This is a genomic window from Microbispora sp. H10830, assembly GCF_014161375.1.
Taxonomy (GTDB): domain Bacteria; phylum Actinomycetota; class Actinomycetes; order Streptosporangiales; family Streptosporangiaceae; genus Microbispora; species Microbispora catharanthi.
The window spans coordinates 239,076-260,626 of the sequence record NZ_JABBWX010000010.1 but is presented as its reverse complement, the minus strand read 5'-3'; the positions used below and the strand labels follow the sequence as shown (position 1 = coordinate 260,626).

At 72.1% G+C, this 21,551-nt stretch carries 20 protein-coding genes and 1 riboswitch; of the genes, 11 read left to right on the top strand and 9 right to left on the bottom strand.

Annotation, left to right across the window (positions count from 1 at the left end; all coding sequences use genetic code 11):
• Nucleotides 1-36 precede the first annotated feature (36 nt).
• The 5 genes from HHX35_RS25515 to HHX35_RS25495 all read right to left on the bottom strand — a co-directional run bounded on the left by HHX35_RS25515 (nt 37) and on the right by HHX35_RS25495 (nt 5,775).
• Nucleotides 37-738, bottom strand: coding sequence for a hypothetical protein (locus HHX35_RS25515; RefSeq protein ID WP_310739300.1), 702 nt, complete (start codon nt 736-738; stop codon nt 37-39).
• A 38-nt stretch (nt 739-776) separates the two neighbouring features.
• Complete coding sequence (locus HHX35_RS25510; protein ID WP_182901245.1) at nt 777-971, bottom strand: hypothetical protein; 195 nt, start codon at nt 969-971, stop codon at nt 777-779.
• Nucleotides 972-1,050: 79 nt separating this feature from the next.
• Nucleotides 1,051-4,623 (bottom strand): WD40 repeat domain-containing serine/threonine protein kinase, encoded by a 3,573-nt coding sequence (locus HHX35_RS25505; protein ID WP_182901244.1) that lies wholly within the window; start codon nt 4,621-4,623, stop codon nt 1,051-1,053.
• A gap of 99 nt (nt 4,624-4,722) precedes the next feature.
• Nucleotides 4,723-5,175, bottom strand: a complete 453-nt coding sequence (locus tag HHX35_RS25500; RefSeq protein ID WP_182901243.1) for a DUF3592 domain-containing protein — start codon at nt 5,173-5,175, stop codon at nt 4,723-4,725.
• Nucleotides 5,176-5,457: 282 nt separating this feature from the next.
• Nucleotides 5,458-5,775: a hypothetical protein gene (locus tag HHX35_RS25495; RefSeq protein ID WP_139575943.1), complete on the bottom strand. Its 318-nt coding sequence runs from the start codon at nt 5,773-5,775 to the stop codon at nt 5,458-5,460.
• Nucleotides 5,776-5,979: 204 nt separating this feature from the next.
• Between HHX35_RS25495 and HHX35_RS25490 the strand changes: the two genes are divergently transcribed.
• Nucleotides 5,980-6,999: a hypothetical protein gene (locus HHX35_RS25490; RefSeq protein WP_182901242.1), complete on the top strand. Its 1,020-nt coding sequence runs from the start codon at nt 5,980-5,982 to the stop codon at nt 6,997-6,999.
• Nucleotides 7,000-7,066: 67 nt separating this feature from the next.
• Here the strand turns inward: HHX35_RS25490 and HHX35_RS25485 are convergent, their stop codons facing one another.
• Both HHX35_RS25485 and HHX35_RS25480 read right to left on the bottom strand, forming a co-directional pair.
• On the bottom strand, nt 7,067-7,927 hold the full coding sequence (locus tag HHX35_RS25485; RefSeq protein ID WP_259405375.1) for a hypothetical protein: 861 nt from the start codon (nt 7,925-7,927) through the stop codon (nt 7,067-7,069).
• Nucleotides 7,928-7,971: 44 nt separating this feature from the next.
• Complete coding sequence (locus HHX35_RS25480) at nt 7,972-8,775, bottom strand: FadR/GntR family transcriptional regulator (RefSeq protein ID WP_259405374.1); 804 nt, start codon at nt 8,773-8,775, stop codon at nt 7,972-7,974.
• A 146-nt stretch (nt 8,776-8,921) separates the two neighbouring features.
• Here HHX35_RS25480 and HHX35_RS25475 point away from each other — a divergent pair, with 146 nt between their 5' ends.
• The 9 genes from HHX35_RS25475 (at nt 8,922) to HHX35_RS25435 (ending at nt 19,008) form a co-directional block, all read left to right on the top strand.
• Nucleotides 8,922-10,259, top strand: coding sequence for a glutamine synthetase family protein (locus HHX35_RS25475; RefSeq protein ID WP_310739298.1), 1,338 nt, complete (start codon nt 8,922-8,924; stop codon nt 10,257-10,259).
• 44 nt (nt 10,260-10,303) lie between these two features.
• Entirely contained in the window at nt 10,304-11,611 is a 1,308-nt protein-coding gene (locus tag HHX35_RS25470) for an aldehyde dehydrogenase (protein WP_259405404.1), read from the top strand.
• Nucleotides 11,612-11,615: 4 nt separating this feature from the next.
• Nucleotides 11,616-12,380: a 3-oxoacyl-ACP reductase gene (locus HHX35_RS25465; RefSeq protein WP_182901239.1), complete on the top strand. Its 765-nt coding sequence runs from the start codon at nt 11,616-11,618 to the stop codon at nt 12,378-12,380.
• Between the two features lie 10 nt (nt 12,381-12,390).
• The gene (locus HHX35_RS25460) at nt 12,391-13,080 is read left to right on the top strand and encodes a gamma-glutamyl-gamma-aminobutyrate hydrolase family protein (RefSeq protein ID WP_182901238.1); all 690 of its coding nucleotides are present in this window, start codon (nt 12,391-12,393) and stop codon (nt 13,078-13,080) included.
• 319 nt (nt 13,081-13,399) lie between these two features.
• Entirely contained in the window at nt 13,400-14,272 is an 873-nt protein-coding gene (locus HHX35_RS25455; RefSeq protein WP_310739297.1) for an AfsR/SARP family transcriptional regulator, read from the top strand.
• 95 nt (nt 14,273-14,367) lie between these two features.
• Nucleotides 14,368-14,465: riboswitch (glycine riboswitch) on the top strand.
• A 138-nt stretch (nt 14,466-14,603) separates the two neighbouring features.
• The gene (gene gcvT, locus HHX35_RS25450) at nt 14,604-15,695 is read left to right on the top strand and encodes a glycine cleavage system aminomethyltransferase GcvT (RefSeq protein WP_182901236.1); all 1,092 of its coding nucleotides are present in this window, start codon (nt 14,604-14,606) and stop codon (nt 15,693-15,695) included.
• Nucleotides 15,692-16,084, top strand: a complete 393-nt coding sequence (gene gcvH / locus HHX35_RS25445) for a glycine cleavage system protein GcvH (RefSeq protein ID WP_182901235.1) — start codon at nt 15,692-15,694, stop codon at nt 16,082-16,084. The genes gcvT and gcvH overlap by 4 nt, the downstream gene beginning before the upstream one ends.
• Before the next feature lie 24 nt (nt 16,085-16,108).
• On the top strand, nt 16,109-17,482 hold the full coding sequence (locus HHX35_RS25440; RefSeq protein ID WP_182901234.1) for an L-serine ammonia-lyase: 1,374 nt from the start codon (nt 16,109-16,111) through the stop codon (nt 17,480-17,482).
• A gap of 98 nt (nt 17,483-17,580) precedes the next feature.
• A complete protein-coding gene (locus HHX35_RS25435; RefSeq protein ID WP_182901233.1) occupies nt 17,581-19,008 on the top strand; it encodes a hypothetical protein in 1,428 nt (475 codons plus the stop codon).
• On the opposite strand, the gene HHX35_RS25430 is transcribed toward HHX35_RS25435, so the two are convergent.
• Nucleotides 18,937-19,428 (bottom strand): hypothetical protein, encoded by a 492-nt coding sequence (locus HHX35_RS25430; RefSeq protein WP_182901232.1) that lies wholly within the window; start codon nt 19,426-19,428, stop codon nt 18,937-18,939. The two genes, HHX35_RS25435 and HHX35_RS25430, sit on opposite strands and share 72 nt — an antisense overlap.
• 1 nt (nt 19,429) lies before the next feature.
• Complete coding sequence (locus HHX35_RS25425) at nt 19,430-20,131, bottom strand: DUF6286 domain-containing protein (protein WP_182901231.1); 702 nt, start codon at nt 20,129-20,131, stop codon at nt 19,430-19,432.
• Between the two features lie 201 nt (nt 20,132-20,332).
• Here HHX35_RS25425 and HHX35_RS25420 point away from each other — a divergent pair, with 201 nt between their 5' ends.
• Nucleotides 20,333-21,508, top strand: a complete 1,176-nt coding sequence (locus tag HHX35_RS25420; RefSeq protein ID WP_182901230.1) for an amino acid deaminase/aldolase — start codon at nt 20,333-20,335, stop codon at nt 21,506-21,508.
• The last annotated feature ends 43 nt before the right edge of the window (nt 21,509-21,551 follow it).

Genomic DNA, 21,551 nt, shown 5'->3' with positions numbered 1-21,551 from the left:
AAACGCCGGTGCGCGCGGGGATTTCGACGTCCTGGATCAGTCCACGCCGGGGACGTCGAGGTCGAACTCGGCGTCGCCGTCGTCGACGCGGCGCAGCTTGATGTCCTCCGCCCAGGCGTATGCGAAGCGGCGTACGGCGGCGACGCCCTCCTCGTCCAGGCCGCCGAACGCCTCGTCGGCCAGCAGGTCGACGGTCTCCAGCCGCTCGACCAGGTCCTCCACCCGCCACTCGTCGTCGTAGCGCGCGCCGAGCTGTTCGAGCAGGCGGAAGGAGTACAGGCCGGACACCGCGGCCACGTCGGCGAAGTCGCGCGGCAGCCCGCGGTCCTGCAGGGCGCGGACCTTGAGGCCCACCGCGTCGTCCAGGCCGAGCACCCGGCAGGGGCCGATGTCGGCGGGGCGGTCGCGCAGCGGCTCGCGGAGCAGGGCGACCTCGCACGACTGGCCGGTGATCTCGTCGGTGACGACGACGCGGCCGATGCGGGCGCCGGCCTCGCACACCTCGGCCGACAGGCCGGTGCTCCCGAACGCCTCGGCCAGCGCCCGGCCGGCCTCCGCCAGCGGGGCCTCGCCGCCGGTGGCGAAGGTGAGGTCGTCGACAGGGCGCGAGGTACAGCCGTGCGCCAGCAGCGCGTAGCCGCCGGCGAGCAGCAGGCCGTACCGGTCGAGGACGGGCCGCGCGTCCTCGATGAGGCGCAGGTGGAACGGCGGCGCCGGGAAGGCGGAGGACGCGGTCACCACCTCAGTATCGCCCGCGCACCCACCGTGATGATCCCTCATCCCGGCACCCCGTAGAACAGGCGGATCTCCCGGATGGTGTCCATGATCTCGTACCAGGTGAGGCACAGGTCGGCCTCGGCCTCCTCGCCGCGTGCCTCCGCCGCCATCAGCCGGTCCCCTGTCAGCAGGGCCGCCTCCCGTTTGAGTTGTGCCGCCATCCGTTGGAACACGAACCGCTCGCGAGACTCCATTGCCGTCCCTCCCGCCCCCCCAACAGCTCTTACACAGCGTGAAATACCCACAGATCAGGCCGAAATGCTCTTCGAGCGATCAACAGACGTCCCGGTAGGGCGTTCCTGGCAGGTAGCGCGCCCATTCCTCCCTGGTCAGGGTCCGCCCCGCCCGCGCGCACACCGCCCGCACCATCGGGTCGCCGCCCACGGGCAGCGTGTAGAGCGTGCCGCCGGTGTCCGCGATGTGAAGGCGGGATCCGTCCGGGGCGAAGGCGAGGGTCACGACGACGACGTCCTCCGGCAGCCTGAGCGCGGCGCCGATACGGCGCCTGCCCCGGACGTCCCAGAGTTGGAGCGTCGCGCTCTCGCTCACCGTCGCGAGAACGTCCCCACGCGGGGAGAAGGCCATCGCGCCGATCGTCTCCATCGCCCCGTGCAGCGCCGGCGGCAGCGGGGTGGGTCCCTTCGCACTCCACAGGAAGACGCGCCCGGTGTACCCGCCCACGGCGATCAGCCCGTCGGCGGGGCTGACCGCGAGAGTGGTATCGGAGGTGAAGGAGCCTCCGGCCTGCTTGCCGGTGACCGCGTCGACGAGTCCGCCGTCGGTGACGACGGTCCGGCCGTCGGGCTCGAAGGCGATGTCGGCGACTTCCTTGTCGACCCGCGTGCTCGCGACCGGCCGGCCGGTCCTGGCGTCCCACTCGCCCAGACGGCTCTCGTTCTGAGCGGTGATGTGGTCGTTCGACTCCTCCCGGAGTTGCGCGTTCCCGTCGGCCTCCTGGTTCACGCGGCTGAGCGACGCGGCGAACAGCCGCCCGTCAGGGGTGAAGGCGCCGCCGTACAGGACGAAGCCGGGCGGCATCCCGTGCTCCCACAGCGGCTTCAGGGTGGCGACGTCCCATGCCCGCAACCGCTCGTGGACCGTGTTCTGCGTGATCAGCGTACGGCCCGCCGGGTCGGCGGCCAGATATTCCCAGTCCGACGAGTCCGGCAGCACACCGGCGTATCGGCGCCGCCGCGCGTCCCACAGCCGGAGGGGACCCGTTTCGCCCGCCCGTGCGACCACCCAGCGGCCACCGGGCCCCACCACGCTGTCCATGGCCTTCCCGGGCAGGTGAACGGCCTCCGCCCGGAGGCGGATGTCGAGGGTGACGACGGTGTTGTCCTCGAGGAGATAGCGCAGGGTGTGCCCGTCCGGGTCGAGACGGGCGTCCTGGACGTCGTCCTCGGCCTGGTAGGCGAACACCTGCCGCTGGTCGGCGGTCCGCCACACGCGCATCGTCCTGCCCGCGAACCCCAGCAGGAACGCGCCGTCCGGGCCGAACCTCAGCCCGGACGTCGCCGCGCCGCCGGGTCCGGCCGCTCCCTTGTCCGCCCAGCGCCACTCGTCCACGTCGAGGGGCACGGGTCTGCCCGTGGCCGTGGACACGAGGGTGACCGTCCGGCCCGCGCAGGCCAGCGACCGGCCGTCCCTGCTGACCGCCACCGCGCCCAGGACTCCCGGGCACGCCTTCCGGAAGCGCGGGTCCGCCGTCCCCGAGGGGAGGCGCCGCACGGCGAGCCTGCCGGTCTCCCTGTCGAGGACGGCGGCGAGCCTTCCCGAGGGCGACACGACGGGCACGGACATGGGCCAGCCGCCCTCGCCGCCGACCGCCCGGCCGAACGTCGCGCCGCTCACTAGGTCCCAGACGAAACCGTTGGAGCCCCCCCGCACTGCGAGCATCCGGTCGCCGTCCCCGAAGTCCACGTCGCCGTCGACGCCGGCAGGCGTGCGGAGCCGGGCACTGAGCCTGCCGGTCCGCAGATCCCACACCAGGATCCAGCGCTCGGTGAACACGGCGGCCGCCTTCCCGCCGGGGCTCAGCGCCGCGTCTGTCTGGATCTCCTCGCGGAGCTCCGGAGCCGGCACACGCCGCAGCTCCCGCCCGCTGACCAGGTCATAGAGGCGGATCTCGTCATCCGACACCGTGACGAGTCGCCGCCCGTCCGGGCTCAGCGCCTCGAGCCCGTCCCCAGGCGGGCGGAAGACGGCGACCTCCGGCTGCTCATAGGCGGCCATCAGGCTCGACCGGGCCTCGGAGCCGCCGTCGAGACGCCAGGCCGCCACGCTCAGCAGCATGGCGGCGGCGGGGTCGGTGGTCCGCAGGGTCCCGGCGCGCAGCGCCGCCTCCCGGCCGTTGGCCCGGTCGCGCTGCGCGGATATCTGGTCGCGCTGGGCGGCTATCCGGCTGCCCTGGTAGGCCGCCAGGCCGCCGCCCGCGAGCGACAGCGCGAGCAGCACGGCCAGGGCGGTCGTGAGCAGGCGGCGACCACGGGCACGCCGGCGGGTCAGTGCGGCCGACGCGTCGAGGAACTCGCGTTCCAGGGCGTTCAGGGCGAGACGCCGGCGGCCGGTGGCCGCCCAGCCCACGGCCGCGTCCAGGCGGCCGCCCTGCATGAGGTCGGCGGAACGGCGACCCGCCGCGGCCCACTGCCGGGCCCGCAGGCGGATCTCCGCGTGCACCGGCAGGCCGTCCCACTCGTCGGTGAGCCAGGCCCGCAGCCTGGGCCAGGCGCGCAGCAGCGCCGGGCGGCCGAGGCCCACCTCGCCGTCCTTGCGCGACAGCACATAGGCGAACATCCTGAGCACCTCGCCCGATCCGGGCGGCAACTCGTCCTCGGCCGCCCTGCGGGTGACGAGCTCGCCCTCCGGGCCCACCGCGACCAGCCGGAGGAAGATCTGCGGCACCAGGTCGCGCTCCGCGGGGCCCAGCGCGTCGTACGCGTCCTCGGCGAGCGCGCCCAGCGCGGGGTCGGGACCGCCCTCCGCGTGCACCGCCCGCGCCGCCCGGCTGCCCTCCGCGAGCAGCCGCGCCGTGTCCACCCGCGAACCCCCGCTGATCAGCGCCATCAGCAGGTCGCGGGCGGACGGGCGGGCGGACGGTTCCTTGACGAGGGCCGCGCCGACCAGCGGGCGGATCGGCTCTGGCAGCACGGACAGGTCGGGATCGACCGACAGCACGCGGTGCATCACCCCGCCCAGGCTCTCCGCGCGGAACGGATCCTCGCCCGTGGCCGCGAACAGCACGATCCCGCCCCAGGCGAACACGTCGGCGGCCGGCCCCGCGCGCTGCCCGGTGAACACCTCCGGCGCCATGTACGTCGGCGTTCCGGCCACCAGGCCGGTGCTGGTCAGCGACATCTCCAGAGTCCTGGCGACGCCGAAGTCGATCACACGGGGGCCGTCCGGACCGAGCAGCACGTTGTCGGGTTTGAGGTCCCGGTGGACGACGCCGGCGTCGTGGATGGCGGTCAGCGCCGTGGCGATCGCGGTCGCCAGCCGGTGCAGGCCGTCCCCGGCGAAGACCTGCCCCTCCAGCACGGCCCGCCGCAGGCTCCGCCCCTCGACGTACTCGCTGACGATGTACGGCCTGGGCCCGTCCAGCTCGGCGGCGATGACCGGCGCGGTGCAGAACGACGCCACCCGCCGGGCGGCCGCGGCCTCCCGGCCGAACCGCTCCCTGAGCTCCGGATCCGCCGCGGCGTCGCCGTGCAGCACCTTGACCGCCACCCGGCGGCCCTGGCCGTCGTACGCCTCGTAAACGACGCCCTGGCCGCCGGAGCCGAGCCGCCCCGACAGCCAGTAGTCCCCCAGCCGCTCCGGATCCTCTGGCAGCAGCGTCCCCGTCATCGATCACCCCTCGCCGGGATTGGACGCCGACGGGCGCGAAAGGGTTCTGCCGGATCCTCGGCGCGTACGCGGATTTCGATCACATCGCGACGGGCATCGTCACCATCGGTGCCAGGAGAAGACGAAGCTGACGCCGAAGACGAGCATGGCGAGCAGGAGGGCGATCCCCACGAAATTTCCGGCCAGCCCGCCGAGGCCGGTGTCCTCCTCGCTCCTGACGACGTTCACGCTCTCGGGGTCGTAGACGATGCGGACCTTCTCCCCTGTCGCGTACCAGCCGGAGATCTCCTCGATGTGCCGTTGCGTGCCCACCGTGAAACCGATCTTGGTGTAGTTCACGGTGATGGGGTGGCCGTCCGTGTCGTTCCATGTCTCCGACCGGGTGGAGAGGGCGACGCCGGTGGTGCGGACGCCGTGCCGCCCGAGGTCCAGGGCCGACACGATGTCGAAGACCTGAGTGACGAGCATCACGATCAGGATGCCGAACCAGGCCGCGAAGAACGCGAACGACCCGACACCCGATAAAGAACGCCGGGATAACCATCGAGCCATCAGTCACAGGCCCCCTTGGCGAAGGCGATTCGGAAAGGCGCGGCTGCCGCCCTGTCTCCTACGACTCCTCCCCGGCCCCGGAGGTTCGGTGACGGTTCACAGTCGCCGCGGGGGGAGTGGTCCCGGCTTCGGGGGTGGCCGGTGGGACTGTGCGCCCCGGGGCGCACCCGGCCTGATCGCCGGAGAGCTCGGCACGGCTCGGCACCTGTCGCGCAGGCGCGCGGAAACACCCGGGCCCGTGGGATGTTCCCGCGCGCGGTGCCGCCGCGGAGCCGCTCCGCGTCAGCAGTTGTGCAGGGCGGAGAACTTGCCCGGCCACTTCCAGGACCAGTTCCAGGTGTGCCCGGGGGCGTAGTACGTGCACTTGAAGTCCCTGCGATGGGCCAGGATCACCTTGAACCAGTGCCCCGCGCCACAGCCGTTGGTCACGCTGAGGTGGTCCGTGACGCCGCTGCTCGACAGGTGCCAGTGCACGCACCCCGGAAGGGGGCTGCGCGCCTGGGCCGTGGCCGCGGAGGCCACTCCGCCCGTGGGCAAGAGCAGCGCGGCGACTCCCGCGGACGCCGCGATGGGGAGTGCGATCTTCTTACTGAGTCGCATGGCTTCTTTCTCCTGTCTCCGGTGAAGCAGTTCGCCTGGACTCGGGCCAGGCATGGCCAGCTCACCTGGGAAGACAGGTGTCCAACAAGCGACGCAACAGAATTGGACGCGATTGGCCGATCTTGTACGGCAGGCGTAGAAGTGAAACGCAAGAGGGGACCATGTGACCGTCCCGTTCCCGTCCCTGGAAAGGTGGGTCCATACATGGGCGACGCGGTGACCTCGCCTCCGCCGGATCCGGCGTCGGCAGACAGCGCTCAGGAATTCATCGACTTACTCAAGCGGCTCAGGACCTGGGCAGGGCAGCCCTCACTGCGCCGCTTGCGTCACCTGGCCGGCCGCTCGACCACCTCCGACGGCCACGAGGTGGACGCCCTGCCGTCGAGCACCGTGTCCTACACCCTCAACGGACGGGGGCTGCCCGGCCTGCCGCGGCTGGCCTTCGTCGAGGCCTACGTGGCGGCCTGCCTGTCCGCCTGCGAGCTGTCGTCCGCGGAGATCGAGGCTCAGATCGCCCGGTGGCAGGACGCCTGGCGGCGAATAGCCAGCCCTGGTGATCACGAGCCCGCCATGGAGCAGACCAAGGGACAGGCCGAGGAGACGACACCCTCGGATGACGCCCCGGGCCCGTCCTCCGAGCCGACTCTCACCGGGCCGACTCTCACCGGGCCGTCGTCCATTGGGCCGAGCCGTCCCCGCGTCCTGTCGGCCGGCCTCGCCGGGCTCGTGGCGGGCGCACTGATCGCCACGGTTGTGACCCTGTTCCTGAGGCCCGCCGACAGCGAGATCCCCTTGGTCCGTGGTGAGGATCCCAACCGGTGCGACGCGCCCAGCGTCTGCTTCTACGACCGCGGACAGACCGGCCGGTTCCACGACGTCACCGACGACTACCAATCCCTCAACGACAGCCGTGACACGGTGGCCATGGTCAACCCGCGCAAGGACGACGTGGTGTGGCTGCGCTGGGAGGACGGTCACAGCGAGTGCACCATGCCGTTCGCGACCTACCGGCTCGCCCCGGGGGTGGCCGAGATCCGCATCAGCCGCGACTACCGCTGCCCTCCGGACGAGAAGGGCAAGCGTCGCGCCGTCCTGGACCCGGCTGCGGTGGTTCCGGCGCCCCTGCCCCCCTGCTACGTCGTCACCGCCTCCCGGCGGCAGGCGACCGTGGAGACGTCATCGGCCCCGACGGTGCCGACCGGAAGATCCCGGTCCGCTACGTAGGTCGGCTCCACCAGCCTTGTCACGGATCACCGCACACGCCACCCGGCTTTCGAACGGCGGCGTGGTCTCAGCGGGCGCGAGGCCGGCCCGACCGCCAGGGGCGCCCGGGGTGGTCCGCCCCCGGCCGGGGACGCGGGGAGACGACCCGCCGCCGTTGGTGCCGGGCGGGCAGCGCGGGCGCGGGCAGGTCGTGGCGGCCGGAGACGAACTCCTGCACCGCGATCTTCGCGCGGATGACCGGGCGCCGCCAGCGCTCCTCCCGGTGGATCGCCTTGGCCATCAGGCGCGGCCGGGGCCGCCTCGCCCGCTCCGAGTAGCACCAGCGGGCCCAGGGCGAGCCGGGACGGGCCACCCGCACCGCCCCCACGTACAGCAGCGGCGGCACGAACAGTCCCAGCAGGCCGCTCCAGATCTTCCCCTTCAGCAGGGTGATCATGGCGAAGACGAGGTTGACGAAGAGGAAAGCGGGGGCCGTCCAGCCGCCTCGGCCGTCCGCGCCGTTCCAGGCGAGCGGGCGCAGCCCGAGCAGCAGCAGGCCGGTGGCCGCGATCGCCACGAAGACCGCGTCAACGGAGGTGCGGCCCTCTTCCTGCCAGTAGACGTCGCGCAGGTGCAGGATCAGCGCGAACTCGTCGAGCACGAGGGCGGCGCCCACGCCGAACACGGCCGAGGAGAAGGAGTACCACCCTGTGGACACGTCCGACAGGACCAGCCCGGCCACCCCGCCGAGCAGCGTCAGCACCACGCCGAACACCACGTGGTGGATGTGCATCTCGCCCACGCTCACGTTGCCGAGCCACCGCGCCCGCGCCCTGATCAGCCGTACGTTCACCCGCGTGAAGACGAACGCCGTGATCAGCGCGACGAAGAAGCAGAAGAGCGGCAGGCGGTGCGCCTCGATGATGCGTTCGCGAAACCAGTAGGTCATGAAGCGATCCCCCGGCCTCCGATGCTACGACGCGGCGGGAGTGGTCAGGCGAGAAAGCCGCGCAGCAGGGCCGCCGTGCCCTCCAGGTGCTCGGCCACCGCCCGTTCGGCCGCCTCGGGGTCGCCGTCCAGGATCGCGGCGGCGATGGCGGCGTGCTGGACGGCCGCGTGCTCGATGTTGGGCCGCAGCACGGGGATCGCGTTGAGCAGGTCGGTCACCCGCAGCCGGGCGTCGGCGCACGCGGCGGCCAGCAGCGGCGAGCCGCTCAGCTCCGCGATCGCCAGGTGGAACGCGATGTCCATCCGGCGGTAGTCGGCCGGCGCCGCGTCGTTCACCCCGGACAGCCGGGCGGCCAGCGTCTCCCGCTGCCGCGGGGTCAGCTCGGTGGTCGCGAGCACCCGGGCCGCCCCGCACTCGACGGCCATCCGGAACGTCAGCGCGTCCTCGAGATCGTCTTCGCCCATGAGGGTGACGGCCCTGCGCAGGTCGCCCTTGCGGGGGCTCGGCGGCCGGTAGACGACGAAGGCCCCGCCATACCGGCCGCGCCGTACGTCGAGGTAGCCGGCCTCCTGCAGGGCGCGGATCGCCTCGCGCAGCGTGACCCTGCTGATGCCGAGCCGGGTGGCCAGCTCGCGCTCCGGCGGCAGCTTCTCGCCGTGCGGGACGACGCCGAGCTTGATGGCCTGCAGCAGGCGCTCGACGGTCTCCTCGAACGCGTTGCCCGCCCGCACCGGCCGCAGCAGCGACACCGCGCCGGTGATCCCCACGGCCGCGTCCCGCGACGCGGGCGCGGCCGGAGTCCGGGGGCCGGAGACGGACGCCTCCGCCGGGGTGATCTCCATGCGCATCGTCCCTCCACCCGTCACCACGGGTCCCCCGTCCCTGCGATCGAGGTTAAACCCCCCGGACATTGTTGACGACGAGGGGAACATGGTGCTTGCATGCCCTCAATGGTCTGATTCCAGACTTTTGGACGGGAGGCACCGTGCTCAGCGTGGAGCGACTCCGCGATGACGTCGAAGCGGGCCGCGTGGACACGGTCCTGCTCGCGGTCACCGACATGCAGGGGCGGCTGCAGGGCAAGCGGCTGTCGGCGCGGTACTTCCTCGAGGAGGTGCTGGACCACGCCGCCGAGGGCTGCAACTACCTGCTCGCCGTGGACGTCGACATGAACACCGTGGACGGCTACGCCATGTCGTCCTGGGAGCGCGGCTACGGCGACTTCGTCATGCGGCCGGACCTGTCGACGCTGCGCCGCGTGCCCTGGCACGAGGGCACCGTGCTGCTGCTGGCCGACCTGGTGTGGGAGGACGGCGCGGACGTCGTGGCCTCCCCCCGGCAGATCCTGCGCCGCCAGCTCGCCCGGCTCGCCGAACGCGGGTGGACCGCGTACGTCGGCACCGAACTGGAGTTCGTCGTCTACGACGACAGCTACGAGCAGGCCTGGCAGCGGGGCTACCGCGACCTGACCCCGGCCAACCTCTACAACGTCGACTACTCGCTGCTCGGCACCTCCCGCATCGAGCCGCTGCTGCGCAAGATCAGGCTCGGCATGGAGGGCGCCGGGCTGTACGTCGAGTCCGCCAAGGGCGAGTGCAACCTCGGCCAGCACGAGATCGCCTTCCGGTACGCCGACGCGCTGACCACGTGCGACAACCACGTGTTCTACAAGAACGGCGCCAAGGAGATCGCCGCCCAGGAGGGCAGGTCGATCACGTTCATGGCCAAGCCGAACCAGCGCGAGGGCAACTCCTGCCACATCCACATCTCGCTGCGCGACGCCGACGGCACCCCCGTGATGGCGGGCGGCGAGCCGTACGGGCTGTCGGAGACCGGCCGGCGCTTCGTGGCCGGGCAGCTCGCGGCGATGCGGGAGCTGACCATGCTCTACGCGCCCAACGTCAACTCCTACAAGCGGTTCGTGCCCGGCAGCTTCGCCCCGACCGCCGTCAAGTGGGGCGTGGACAACCGCACCTGCTCGCTGCGGCTGGTCGGCCACGGCCCCTCCTTGCGGATCGAGAACCGGGTGCCGGGCGGCGACGTCAATCCCTACCTCGCGGTCGCGGCCATGATCGCGGCCGGGCTGCGCGGCATCGACGCCGGGCTGGAGCTGGAGGAGCCGTTCGCCGGGAACGCGTACGACTCCGGAGCGGAGCGGGTGCCCGCCACGCTCCGCGACGCCCTGGCGCTGTGGGAAGGCTCGCCGATCGCCGAGGAGGCGTTCGGCAAGGACGTGGTCGAGCACTACGCCAACAACGCGAGGGTCGAGCTGGCCGCCTTCGACGCGGCGGTCACCGACTGGGAGCTCTATCGGGGGTTCGAACGGCTGTGAAGATAGTCAATCCGGCGACCGAGGAAGTGATCGCCGAGGTCGAGATGGCGGACGCCGCCGAGGTGGACCGCGCGGTCGAGCGGGCCGCCCGGGCCTTCCCCGCCTGGCGTGCGGTCGCCCCGGGCGAGCGGGCCCGCCTGCTGCGCCGCTTCGCGCAGGTCGTGGAGGACCACGCGGAGGAGCTGGCGCGGCTGGAGATCACAGGCGCCGGCCACACGGTGGGCAACGCCCGCTGGGAGGCGGGCAACGTCCGCGACGTGCTGAACTTCTACGCGGGCGCGCCCGAGCGCGACCACGGCAAGCAGATTCCGGTGCCCGGCGGGGTGGACGTCACGTTCGCCGAGCCCCTGGGCGTGGTCGGGATCATCGTGCCGTGGAACTTCCCGATGGTCATCATGACCTGGGGAGTCGCCCCGGCCCTCGCCGCCGGCAACACGGTGATCGTGAAGCCCGCCGAGTGGACCCCGCTGACCGCGCTGCGGCTGGCCGAGCTCGCCCTGGAGGCCGGGCTGCCCGAGGGCGTGCTCCAGGTCGTCCCCGGCGAGGGTGAGGTCGCCGGCGCCCGGCTCGTCGAGCACCCGGACGTACGGAAGATCGTGTTCACCGGCTCGACCGAGGTCGGGAAACTGATCGGCGCCAAGGCGGCCGAGCAGGTCAAGCGGGTGACGCTGGAGCTGGGCGGCAAGAGCGCCAACATCGTCTTCGCCGACGCCGACCTCTCCCGGGCGGCGGAGTCCGCCCCGATGGCGGTCTTCGACAACTCCGGCCAGGACTGCTGCGCCCGTTCGCGCATCCTGGTGGAGCGTTCCGTCTACGACGACTTCCTCGCGCGGCTGTCGCAGGCCGTGCGGGAGGTCAGGGTCGGCGACCCGAACGACCCGGCGAGCCAGATGGGCCCGCTGGTCAGCGCCGAGCACCGGGAGCGCGTCGCGTCGTTCGTCACCCAGGCCGACGTGTACGCCGCCGGGTCGTGCCCGACCGGCCCCGGCTACTGGTTCCCGCCCACGGTGCTGGCCGGCTCGTCCTCGGAGTCCTTCCGCAGGGCGTTCACCGAGGAGATCTTCGGGCCCGTGGTGTCCGTCGTGCCGTTCGAGGACGAGGCCGACGCCGTACGGATCGCCAACGACACGGCGTACGGCCTGTCGGGGTCGATCTGGACCCGCGACGTGGGCCGGGCGCTGCGCGTGGCGCGGGCCGTCGAGGCGGGCAACCTGTCGGTCAACTCGCACTCCAGCGTCCGCTACTGGACCCCGTTCGGCGGCTTCAAGCAGTCGGGCCTCGGCCGGGAGCTCGGCCCGGACGCCCTGTCGGCCTTCACCGAGACCAAGAACGTCTTCATCTCCACGGAGTAGATCAATGCAGCGTTTGCAGGACCGCGTCGCCGTCATCACCGGGGCGGGCAGCGGCATCGGGCTGGCCACGGCCCACCGGTTCGCCCAGGAGGGCGCCAAGGTCGTGGTGGCCGACCTCGACGAGGAGGCCGGCACGAAGGCGGCAGGGGAGGTCGGCGGCCTGTTCGTCAAGGTGGACGTGGCGAACGAGGACGACGTGGCCCGGATGTACCGGACCGCGTTCGAGGAGTTCGGCAGCGTCGACATCGCGTTCAACAACGCGGGCATCTCGCCACCGGACGACGACTCCATCCTGGAGACCGGCATCGACGCCTGGCGCCGGGTGCAGGAGGTCAACCTCACCAGCGTCTACCTGTGCTGCAAGCACGTGATCCCGTACATGCAGCGGCAGGGCAAGGGCTCGATCGTCAACACCGCGTCGTTCGTCGCGGTGTTGGGCTCGGCCACCTCGCAGATCTCCTACACCGCCTCCAAGGGCGGCGTGCTCGCGATGAGCCGCGAGCTGGGCGTCCAGTTCGCCCGCGAGGGCATCCGGGTCAACGCGCTGTGCCCCGGGCCTGTGGACACCCCGCTGCTGCGGGAACTGTTCGCCAAGGACCCCGAGCGCGCCCAGCGCCGTCTCGTCCACGTGCCGATCGGCCGTTTCGCCCGGGCCGAGGAGATCGCCGCGGCGGTCGCGTTCCTCGCCTCCGACGACGCGTCGTTCATCACCGCCTCGGAGTTCCTGGTCGACGGCGGCATCTCCGGCGCGTACGTCACTCCGCTGTAAGGGGTATGCCATGGCCCGTCCCGTGATCGGCGTGACGTGCTACGTCGAGCCGGCGAGGTTCACCGTCTGGGACATGCAGGCGGCGCTGCTGCCGTACATGTACGTCGACCACATCGCGCGGGCGGGAGGCCAGCCGGTCATCCTGCCGCCCGCAGGGGAGCCCGCCGCGCTGGCCGGGCGGCTGGACGGGCTGATCATCGCGGGCGGGGGCGACATCGACCCCGCCCGGTACGGCGCGCCACCCGCCGAACAGACCGGATATGTCCGGGAGTTCCGCGACGAGGCGGAGTTCGGGCTGATGGACGCCGCCCTGCGCACCGGCCTGCCGTTCCTCGGCATCTGCCGGGGCCTGCAGGTGCTCAACGTGGCGCTGGGCGGCACCCTCCACCAGCACCTGCCCGACCTGGTCGGCCACACCGCCCACTCCCCCGCCCCCGGGACGTTCGGCCGCCTCCCCGTACGGCTGTCGCCGGGGTTGGCCAAGATCTACGACGGCGAGGACCTGACGCCCGCCCACTACCACCACCAGGCGATCGACCGCCTGGCGGACGGGCTGGAGGTCACCGCCCGCTCGGACGACGGCACGATCGAGGCCGTCGAGGTCACGGGCGCGGCGTTCGCCCTGGCCGTCCAGTGGCACCCGGAGGCCGACGAGGACGGCCCGCTGTTCCACGCCCTCGTCGCCGCCGCCCGCCACTGAGGGTCCCGCGGGATCGGCGCCGTCTTCGCCGGCCATCCCGCCGAGCGTGCCGACCGGCTCCCGGAAATCCTCGTCCGTCATAAGCCGCACCTCCCCGGGCCCGCGCCGATCACCGCGTAATCGGCGTCACACTCCCACTCCGCCCGCATGGACAGTCGGCGAGAGCTTGATCTGTAACCGATTTCATTTAGGTTATCGGCGTATCGGCGCGCACGGGGCCGGGCATTGCGACCCACAGAGCGGCGTTTATGGACTCCGGAGCGGCCGACATACAAACGACTATTTTTTGACTCAAGCCGCCGGAGAGAGATATGGTCAAATGGCGATCAAAGCCGCATCGTCGGCGCGTTCACGCTGCTTTCGTGCGAGGGGAACCGTGTTATACGCCGTGCTCGGACCGTTCCTGGCCATGAAACCCTCAGGGGATGTCATCGCCGGGCTCGCCCCGAGGCACCGGCAGCTCCTCGCACTGTTCCTGCTCAATCCGAATATCGCGGTTCACCGGGACCGGCTCATCGATCTGTTGTGGAATGGCCGTCCCACTAAATCGGCGCCGCGGAATCTTACCACCTACATCGCACAGGTGCGGCGGCGGCTCTCGCCACGCGACCCCGGCCTTTCTCCGCTGCACACCGTGGACGGCGGCTACCTTCTTTCCGTCCCGCCGGGATCCGTGGATGCTGCAGTATTCAACCATTTCGCGGCACAGGGCAGAATCGCTCGCGAAAATGGCGATTACCACAATGCGGCGAGGATGTTCGAGAACGCGCTGAGCCTGTGGCGGGGCGACGCCCTGCTCGCCATGAGGCATGTGGACGAGCTCTCCGCGTGGGCCGAACGGCTCGACGAGGACCGGCGCGCGGTGACCGAGGACCTCTTCGACGTACGGCTGGCGCTCGGGCACCATCACGAGATCGTCGGCGGCCTTGCCCAGTGGGCCCGGCGCCACCCGCTGCGCGAACGGCCGCACCGGCAGCTCATGCTGGCGCTGCACCGGTCGGGCCGCACCCACGACGCCTCGGCGTCCTACCAGCGACTGCGCCGCACCCTGGTCGACCGCCTCGGCACCGAGCCGTCCCCCGACACGCAGGCCCTCCACCAGCGGATCCTCACCGGCGACGACCTTCCGTCCGCCCTGATGCGCCTCCGCGCGGGGCATCGGCTGGCACGCGAGTGCGATCACAGACCGTAACGAAAGCCCGCAAGGACGGAATCTCGATCGAGGAAATCGGGACGATCCGCCGGTTACGGGGATGGCGGCGAACCACTAGGCTTGCAGCACACCGGTGATCCCGTGCGGGAGAGCGTCCTGGCATCCGGTCAGGGCCCCTGAAGGAGCAAGCCCTCCCCGCGAACCTCTCAAGGCAAAGGACCGTGCGGGCCAGGTGACCTCTGGAAAGAAGGCCGGAAGGCCTCGCCGAAGGTGAAAGTCCGGCAAAGATCGGACGAAGCTCTCAGGCGCCGATGACAGAGGGGGAGGATGCCCGATAGTCAAACGCAGCATCCGTCCTTCCGAGGTGCGCATGTCCCGAACCACCCCGCTCCGCGAGGTCCACGAAAGTCTCGGCGCGACCCTGACCGACTTCGCGGGCTGGCAGATGCCCCTGCGCTACGGCAGTGAGTCGGCCGAGCACAACGCGGTGCGCACGGCCGCGGGGCTGTTCGACCTGTCCCACATGGGGGAGATCTTCGTCGTCGGCGCGCAGGCGGGCGAGGCGCTCGACCACGCTCTCGTGGGACATCTCAGCGTCCTCGCGCCCGGCCGCGCCCGCTACACGATGATCGTGAACGAGACCGGCGGCATCCTCGACGATCTCATCGTCTACCGCCTCGACGAAGACCAGTACATGGTCGTCGCCAACGCCTCCAACTACGCCCTCGTCGCCCGTGAGCTCGCCGACCGGGTCCGGGGCCACGACGCGCGGGTGACCGACCGGTCGGACGAGTACGCGCTGGTCGCGGTGCAGGGCCCGCGCAGCGCCGAGATCCTGACCGCGCTGACCGACGCCGACCTCGACGATCTGAAGTACTACGCCATCGTCCCCGGCGTCGTCGCGGGCACGCCCGCCCTGATCGCACGCACCGGATACACCGGCGAGGACGGCTTCGAGCTTTTCGTGCTGAACGAGCACGCCGTGCCCCTGTGGAACGCCCTCGCCGAGGCGGGCAAGGACGCCGGGCTCGTCCCCGCCGGGCTGTCGGCCCGCGACACGCTGCGCCTGGAAGCCGGCATGCCGCTGTACGGCAACGAGCTGAGCGCGGCGATCACGCCGTTCGACGCGGGACTCGGCCGGGTCGTCCGCTTCGACAAGCCCGGCGACTTCGTGGGTAAGGCCGCCCTCGAACGGGCGGCGGAGAACGGCACCAGGCGGCGCCTGGTCGGGCTGGTGGCGCGCGGCCGCCGCGTGCCCCGCCACGGCTACCCGGTCACCCGCGAGGGCGCCGTCGTCGGCGAGGTGACCAGCGGCGCCCCGTCGCAGTCCCTCGGCCGCCCGATCGCCATGGCGTACGTCGACGAGGGCGCCCTGGAGAAGGGTGGCCTGGCCGTGGACATCCGGGGCAGCCAAGAACCGGTCGACGTCGTCGATCTGCCTTTCTACAGGAGGAGCAAGTGAGCACCATTCCGGACGACCTGAGCTACACCAAGGAACACGAGTGGGTGGCCGGGATCGAGGACGGCCTCACCGTGACGGTGGGCATCACGGCGTACGCGGCCGAGCAACTCGGCGACGTGGTTTACGTGGAGGTGCACTCGGAGGTCGGCTCGACGGTCGCGGCCGGCGACGCGGTCGGCGAGGTGGAGTCCACCAAGTCCGTGAGCGACATCTTCGCGCCGGTCGGCGGCGAGGTCGTCGAGATCAACTCCGCCGTCGTGGACAACCCCTCGCTGGTCAACTCCGACCCGTACGGCGAGGGCTGGCTGTTCCGCGTGCGCGTGGAGGAGGCGCCGGAGGACCTGCTGTCGGCCGCGGAGTACACCGCGCTGACCTCCGGCGAGTCCTGACAGCCGGCTGAGAGGCGAGGGTCAATGGCGATCAGCGTCTTCGACCTGTTCAAGGTGGGGATCGGGCCGTCCAGCTCGCACACGGGCGGCCCGATGGCGGCGGCGCACAAGTTCGTCCGCGGGCTGCACCAGGACGGGCTGCTGGAGAAGGCGACCCGGGTCGATGCCATCCTGTACGGCTCGCTCGGGTTGACCGGCAAGGGCCACGGCAGCGACAAGGCGGTCCTGCTGGGCCTGTCCGGCGACAAGCCCGAACTGGTCGACGTCGACACCGTAGACGAACGGCTGGCGGCGATGCGGGCGAGCGGCACGGTCACCTTGTACGGGATGCACGAGATCCCGTTCGTGGTCGGCGAGCACCTCGTCTTCGAGCGCAAGCTGTCGCTCCCCCACCACCCGAACGGCATGCGGTTCACGGCGTACGCCGACGACACGGTGCTGCGCGAGAAGGTGTACTACTCGGTCGGCGGCGGCTTCGTGGTGGACGAGAACGCCACCGGCGCCGACCGGATCAAGCCGGACGACACGGTGCTGCCGTACGCCTTCACGACCGCGCACGAACTGCTCGCGCACTGCGCCGAGACCGGCCTGTCGATCTCCGGCCTGATGATGGAGAACGAGAAGGCCTTCGGCCGTACGGAGGAGGAGATCCGGGCGCGCCTGCTGCACCTGTGGTCGGTGATGGCCGAGTGCGTTCGGCGCGGCATCGGCCGCGAGGGCGTCCTGCCGGGCGGGCTCAAGGTGCGCCGCCGGGCCCACCAGCTGCACCGGCGGCTGCAGGGCGAGGCCGACGGGACCGACCCGCTGCGGGCGATGGACTGGGTCACGCTGTTCGCGCTGGCCGTCAACGAGGAGAACGCCGCGGGCGGCCGGATCGTCACCGCGCCGACCAACGGCGCCGCCGGCATCGTCCCGGCCGTCCTGTCCTACTACATGCGCTTCCTCCCGGGTGCCGGCGAGGACGGCGTCGTCCGCTTCCTGCTCACCGCGGGCGCGATCGGCGTGCTGTTCAAGGAGAACGCCTCCATCTCCGGCGCGGAGGTGGGCTGCCAGGGCGAGGTCGGCTCGGCCTGCTCGATGGCGGCGGCGGGCCTCACCGAGGCGCTCGGCGGGACGCCGGAGCAGGTCGAGAACGCCGCCGAGATCGGCATCGAGCACAACCTCGGCCTGACCTGCGACCCGATCGGCGGGCTCGTCCAGATCCCGTGCATCGAGCGCAACGCCGTCGCCTCGATCAAGGCGATCGCCGCCGCCCGCATCGCGCTGCGCGGCGACGGCCGCCACTTCGTGTCGCTCGACAAGGCGATCAAGACGATGCGCGACACCGGCAGGGACATGCTCGACAAATACAAGGAGACCTCGCGCGGCGGCCTCGCCGTCAACGTCATCGAGTGCTGAACCTCGCGCCGCCAGCGAGCGCCATGATGTCGCGGATGTGACGCATGTGCGGCTCGCCAATATCGTGGTGACTTCCCGTCGAGGAGGAGGGCCGTCACGTGAGGTGGCGCGAGGCGCTGCGCCCACATCGGGCGTTCCTGGTCGTGCTGGCGGCGGGCGTCGCGCTGCGCGCGCTCGCCGTGCTCGGCTACCGGCCCGCGCTGTGGTTCTGGGCCGACTCCTTCGCCTACCTCAGCTCGGCCCTCGACCTGCGGCCGCTGCCCTCGCGGCCGTCCGGCTACTCGCTGTTCCTGGCGGCGCTGAGCCCGCTGGGGAGCATCACCGCCGTCGTGATCGTCCAGCACCTGCTCGGTCTCGGCATGGCCGTCTGCGTCTACGCGGTGCTGCGCCGGCGGACACGGCTGCCGGGCTGGGGAGCGGCGCTGGCGGCGGCGCCGGTGCTGCTCGACGTCCACCAGATCCAGCTCGAACACCTCGTCATGGCGGACCTGCTGTTCACCGCGCTGGTCGTGGCCGCCGTGACGATCCTGCTGTGGCGCCCTCGCCCGGGCGCGTGGTCCGTCGTCGCGGCGCTGCTGCTGCTCGGGTTCGCCACGGTCACCCGCACCCTCGGGCTGCCCCTGATCGCGCTGGCGCTGCTGCCCGTCCTGTTCGCCGGACGCTGGAGGACCGCGCTCGCCGGGCTCGCCGCCGCGTCCGCCGTGCTCGGCGGGTACGCCGTCTGGTTCCACGACGCCCACGGGTCGTACGGGATGGGCGGCAGCAGCACATGGCTGTGGTCGCGCACGATGACCTTCGCCGACTGCTCGGTGATGAAGCCGCCGAAGGAGCTCGCGGTGCTGTGCCCGTCGGAGCCCAGGCTCGCCGCGCCCGCCTACATCTGGGCCGCCGACTCGCCCATCCAGCGGGTGAAGAAGGACAAGGACCGGCTGGCGAGCGAGTTCGCCTCGCTGGCGATCCGCAGCCAGCCCCTCGACTTCCTGACGACAGGGCTGCACGACGCCATGTGGGCGTTCGAATGGGACCGGAAGGTCTACCCCGCCCCGGGCACGCAGAGCGCGTACGTGTTCCCCGCCACGGTGAAGCCGTTCACCTCCAAGGTGGCCTCCGGCGGCCGTACGGCGGGCGCGCTGACCACCGCCTACCAGGGGAGCTCCGGGGACACGAAGGTGGCCGAGCCGTTCGCGGGGTGGCTGCGCGCCTACCAGGAGCAGGGCTTCCTGCGCGGGCCGCTGCTGGCGGCGGTCCTGCTGGCCGGGCTCGCCGGGCTGGCGGCCCGGCGGTGGACGGCGCTGCTGCCCTGGGCCGCGGCGGCGGTCCTGCTCCTGCTGCCACCCCTGATCGCCGCCTTCGACCACCGCTATGTGGTGCCCGTCGTGCCGCTCGCCTGCCTGGCCGCCGGGCTCGCCCTCGGCACGGGCGCGACCCCCGCGCCATGGCGCAGGGAGGGCCGGTCAGCGGCGGCGGACGTGCAGGCGAACGACGGCAAGCGCGTCGTCGCGGCCGACCGCGCGGCGAACGCGTGAGACCGCCGACTCGTCCAGCCGCCTGATCACCTGTCGCAGGTCGGCCGACCGCCGGAGCGACACCGACACCCGCAGCCTGCCGTCGCGCACGAGCCTGACCGAGATGTGGCCGATCCCGTCGATCCCCTTCAGCGCCACGCCGAGCATGGCGATGCCGGCGCCGGTGCGGCTGCCGACCCGGCCCCAGCCGAGTGCCATGAAGAGCCAGCGGGTCGCGACCAGGGCGAGCACCATGGCCGCCCCGGCCAGCAGGGGCAGCGCCCACGGCTTCCCTTCGGTCACGCTCGCGCCGGCCACGCTCGCGTCGATCAGGGCCGCGCCGGGCCGCCCCCGCACGGCGGTCAACAGGCCGAACCCTCCCGCGACCAGCGCGAGGCCCACCAGCAGGAGCCCGACGCGGTTTCCCCAACGCGGACGCACGTCAGCCCCCTCTCCTGCGCAGCCGTACGACGACCTCCTGGCGGGACCGGACGCCGAGGCCCGACAGCCGGTCCCCGACCGCGGCGCCGACCTCGCGCAGAAGGGCGCCGGTCGTGTCCGCGTCGGCCACCACGGCGACCTCGATCCGCCTGCGGAGGATGTGGACGTCGGCCCGCCGGACGTGCTCGACCTCGCGGGCCGAGGCGGCGAGCGTCCGGCGCAGACCGGCGCGGGTCAGTCCCATCGCGAGCAGCGGGTCCCGGCATTCCAGGGGCATGAGCCGGGGACGGCCGGGAACGAGCGCGAGGGCCACCAGTCCCGCCCCGCACACGATCATGCCGATCGCGGCGACGGGGACGGCGGGGTCGGCCGTCGTGAGGTTCAGCAGCCGGGGCGGCAGCCGCAAAGGCGTGGACACGCCGAGCATGACGGCGACGACAACGGCGGTGAGCACCCAGCCGAGCAGGGCGATCACGGCGGCGACCACGACGGCGGCCGGGGTCCGGCCCGGCCGCAGGACGCGCACGGCGCTCCGCCGGCCCGCCGCAGCGCCCCTGCCGCCTGTGTCGCTTCCGGCACCCTCGGCGCCCTCGGCGCCCTCGGCGCCGGAGCCGCTGCCCGCGCCTCTGGCGCCCGAGTTGTTTGCGGCGCCCTTGGCGCTCCTCGCCGACGAACCCGCCAGGATTCCCTGCACGACGCTCATCAGCCGTTCACCCTTCCCGCTCACCGTGCCGCGTCCGCTCGGTAGTCACCTCACCATGGGTACACGGAGCGGTGACGGGACGGGCGGGTCACCCGCCGCCTTGCGCGATCATGGCGGCGCCACGGCGGAGTTTTTGCCCGGACCCGGTTAACGTGAACCTCACTCATGTATTTCCGGGCGACGCCGTACTAGGCTGCGGCCATGGACGACCGACAGCGCCTCGACCAGGCGACGGCCCACCTTGAGCCGCCCTTCGCCGTCCTCGACATGGACGCGCTCCGGTCGAACGCGGCCGCCATGGTGCGCCGGGCCAGGGGCAAGCCGATCCGGGTGGCCAGCAAGTCGATCCGCTGCCGGGCCGTGCTCGAACGGCTCCTGGCCATGGACGGCGTCTCGGGCGTCATGGCCTTCACACTGCCCGAGGCGCTGTGGCTGGTCTCCACCGGCCTGCGGGACGTGCTCGTGGCCTACCCCACGGCCGACAGGACCGCGCTACGCGCCCTGGGATCGGACGAGGTCGCGGCGCGGGAGATCACCGTCATGGTGGACTCGCCCGAGCACCTCGACCTCATCGAGAGCCTGCGGCTCCCCCACCGGATCCGGGTGTGCCTGGACGTCGACGCGGGGTTCGTGGCCTTCGGCGGCGCGTTCCGGGCGGGCGCGCTGCGGTCGCCGATCCGCGAGCCCGAGCAGGCCGCCGAGATCGCCGCGCACATCGCCAAGCGTCCCGGGCTGCGGCTGACCGGGCTCATGGCGTACGAGGCGCAGATCGCCGGGGTGGGCGACGACGTTCCGGGACCGTACGGCCGCGCGGTGCGCTGGATGCAGGAGCGGTCGCGCCGCGAGCTGATCGTGCGGCGCGGCCGGATCGTGCAGGCCGTACGTCAGGTCGCCGACCTGGAGTTCGTCAACGGCGGCGGAACGGGAAGCATCGAGAAGACCGTCGCCGAGCGGGCGATCACCGAGGTCGCGGCGGGTTCGGGGTTCTTCCACCCCCGGCTGTTCGACTTCTACCGGGGCTTCACCGGCCGTCCGGCGGCGCTGTTCGCCCTGCCGGTCGTGCGCAAGCCGGCTCCGGACGTCGTGACCGTGCTCGGAGGGGGCTACCCCGCCTCCGGGGCCCCCGGCCCCACCCGGCTGCCCCAGCCGTACCTGCCGGCGGGGCTCAGGTATCACTCGGACGAGGGGGCGGGTGAGGTGCAGACGCCGCTTCTGGGCGAGGCCGCGGCCGACCTCCGCCTCGGCGACCGCGTCTGGTTCCGCCACGCGAAGGCCGGGGAGCTGTGCGAGCGCTTCGCCGCTTTGCACCTCGTCGAGGGCGATCGGGTGGCCGAGGAGGTCCCGACCTACCGCGGCGAGGGCAAGACGTTCCTGTGACGGCCGGCCCGGCCCTGTGATCGTCTCTGTGCTCGTCCCTGTG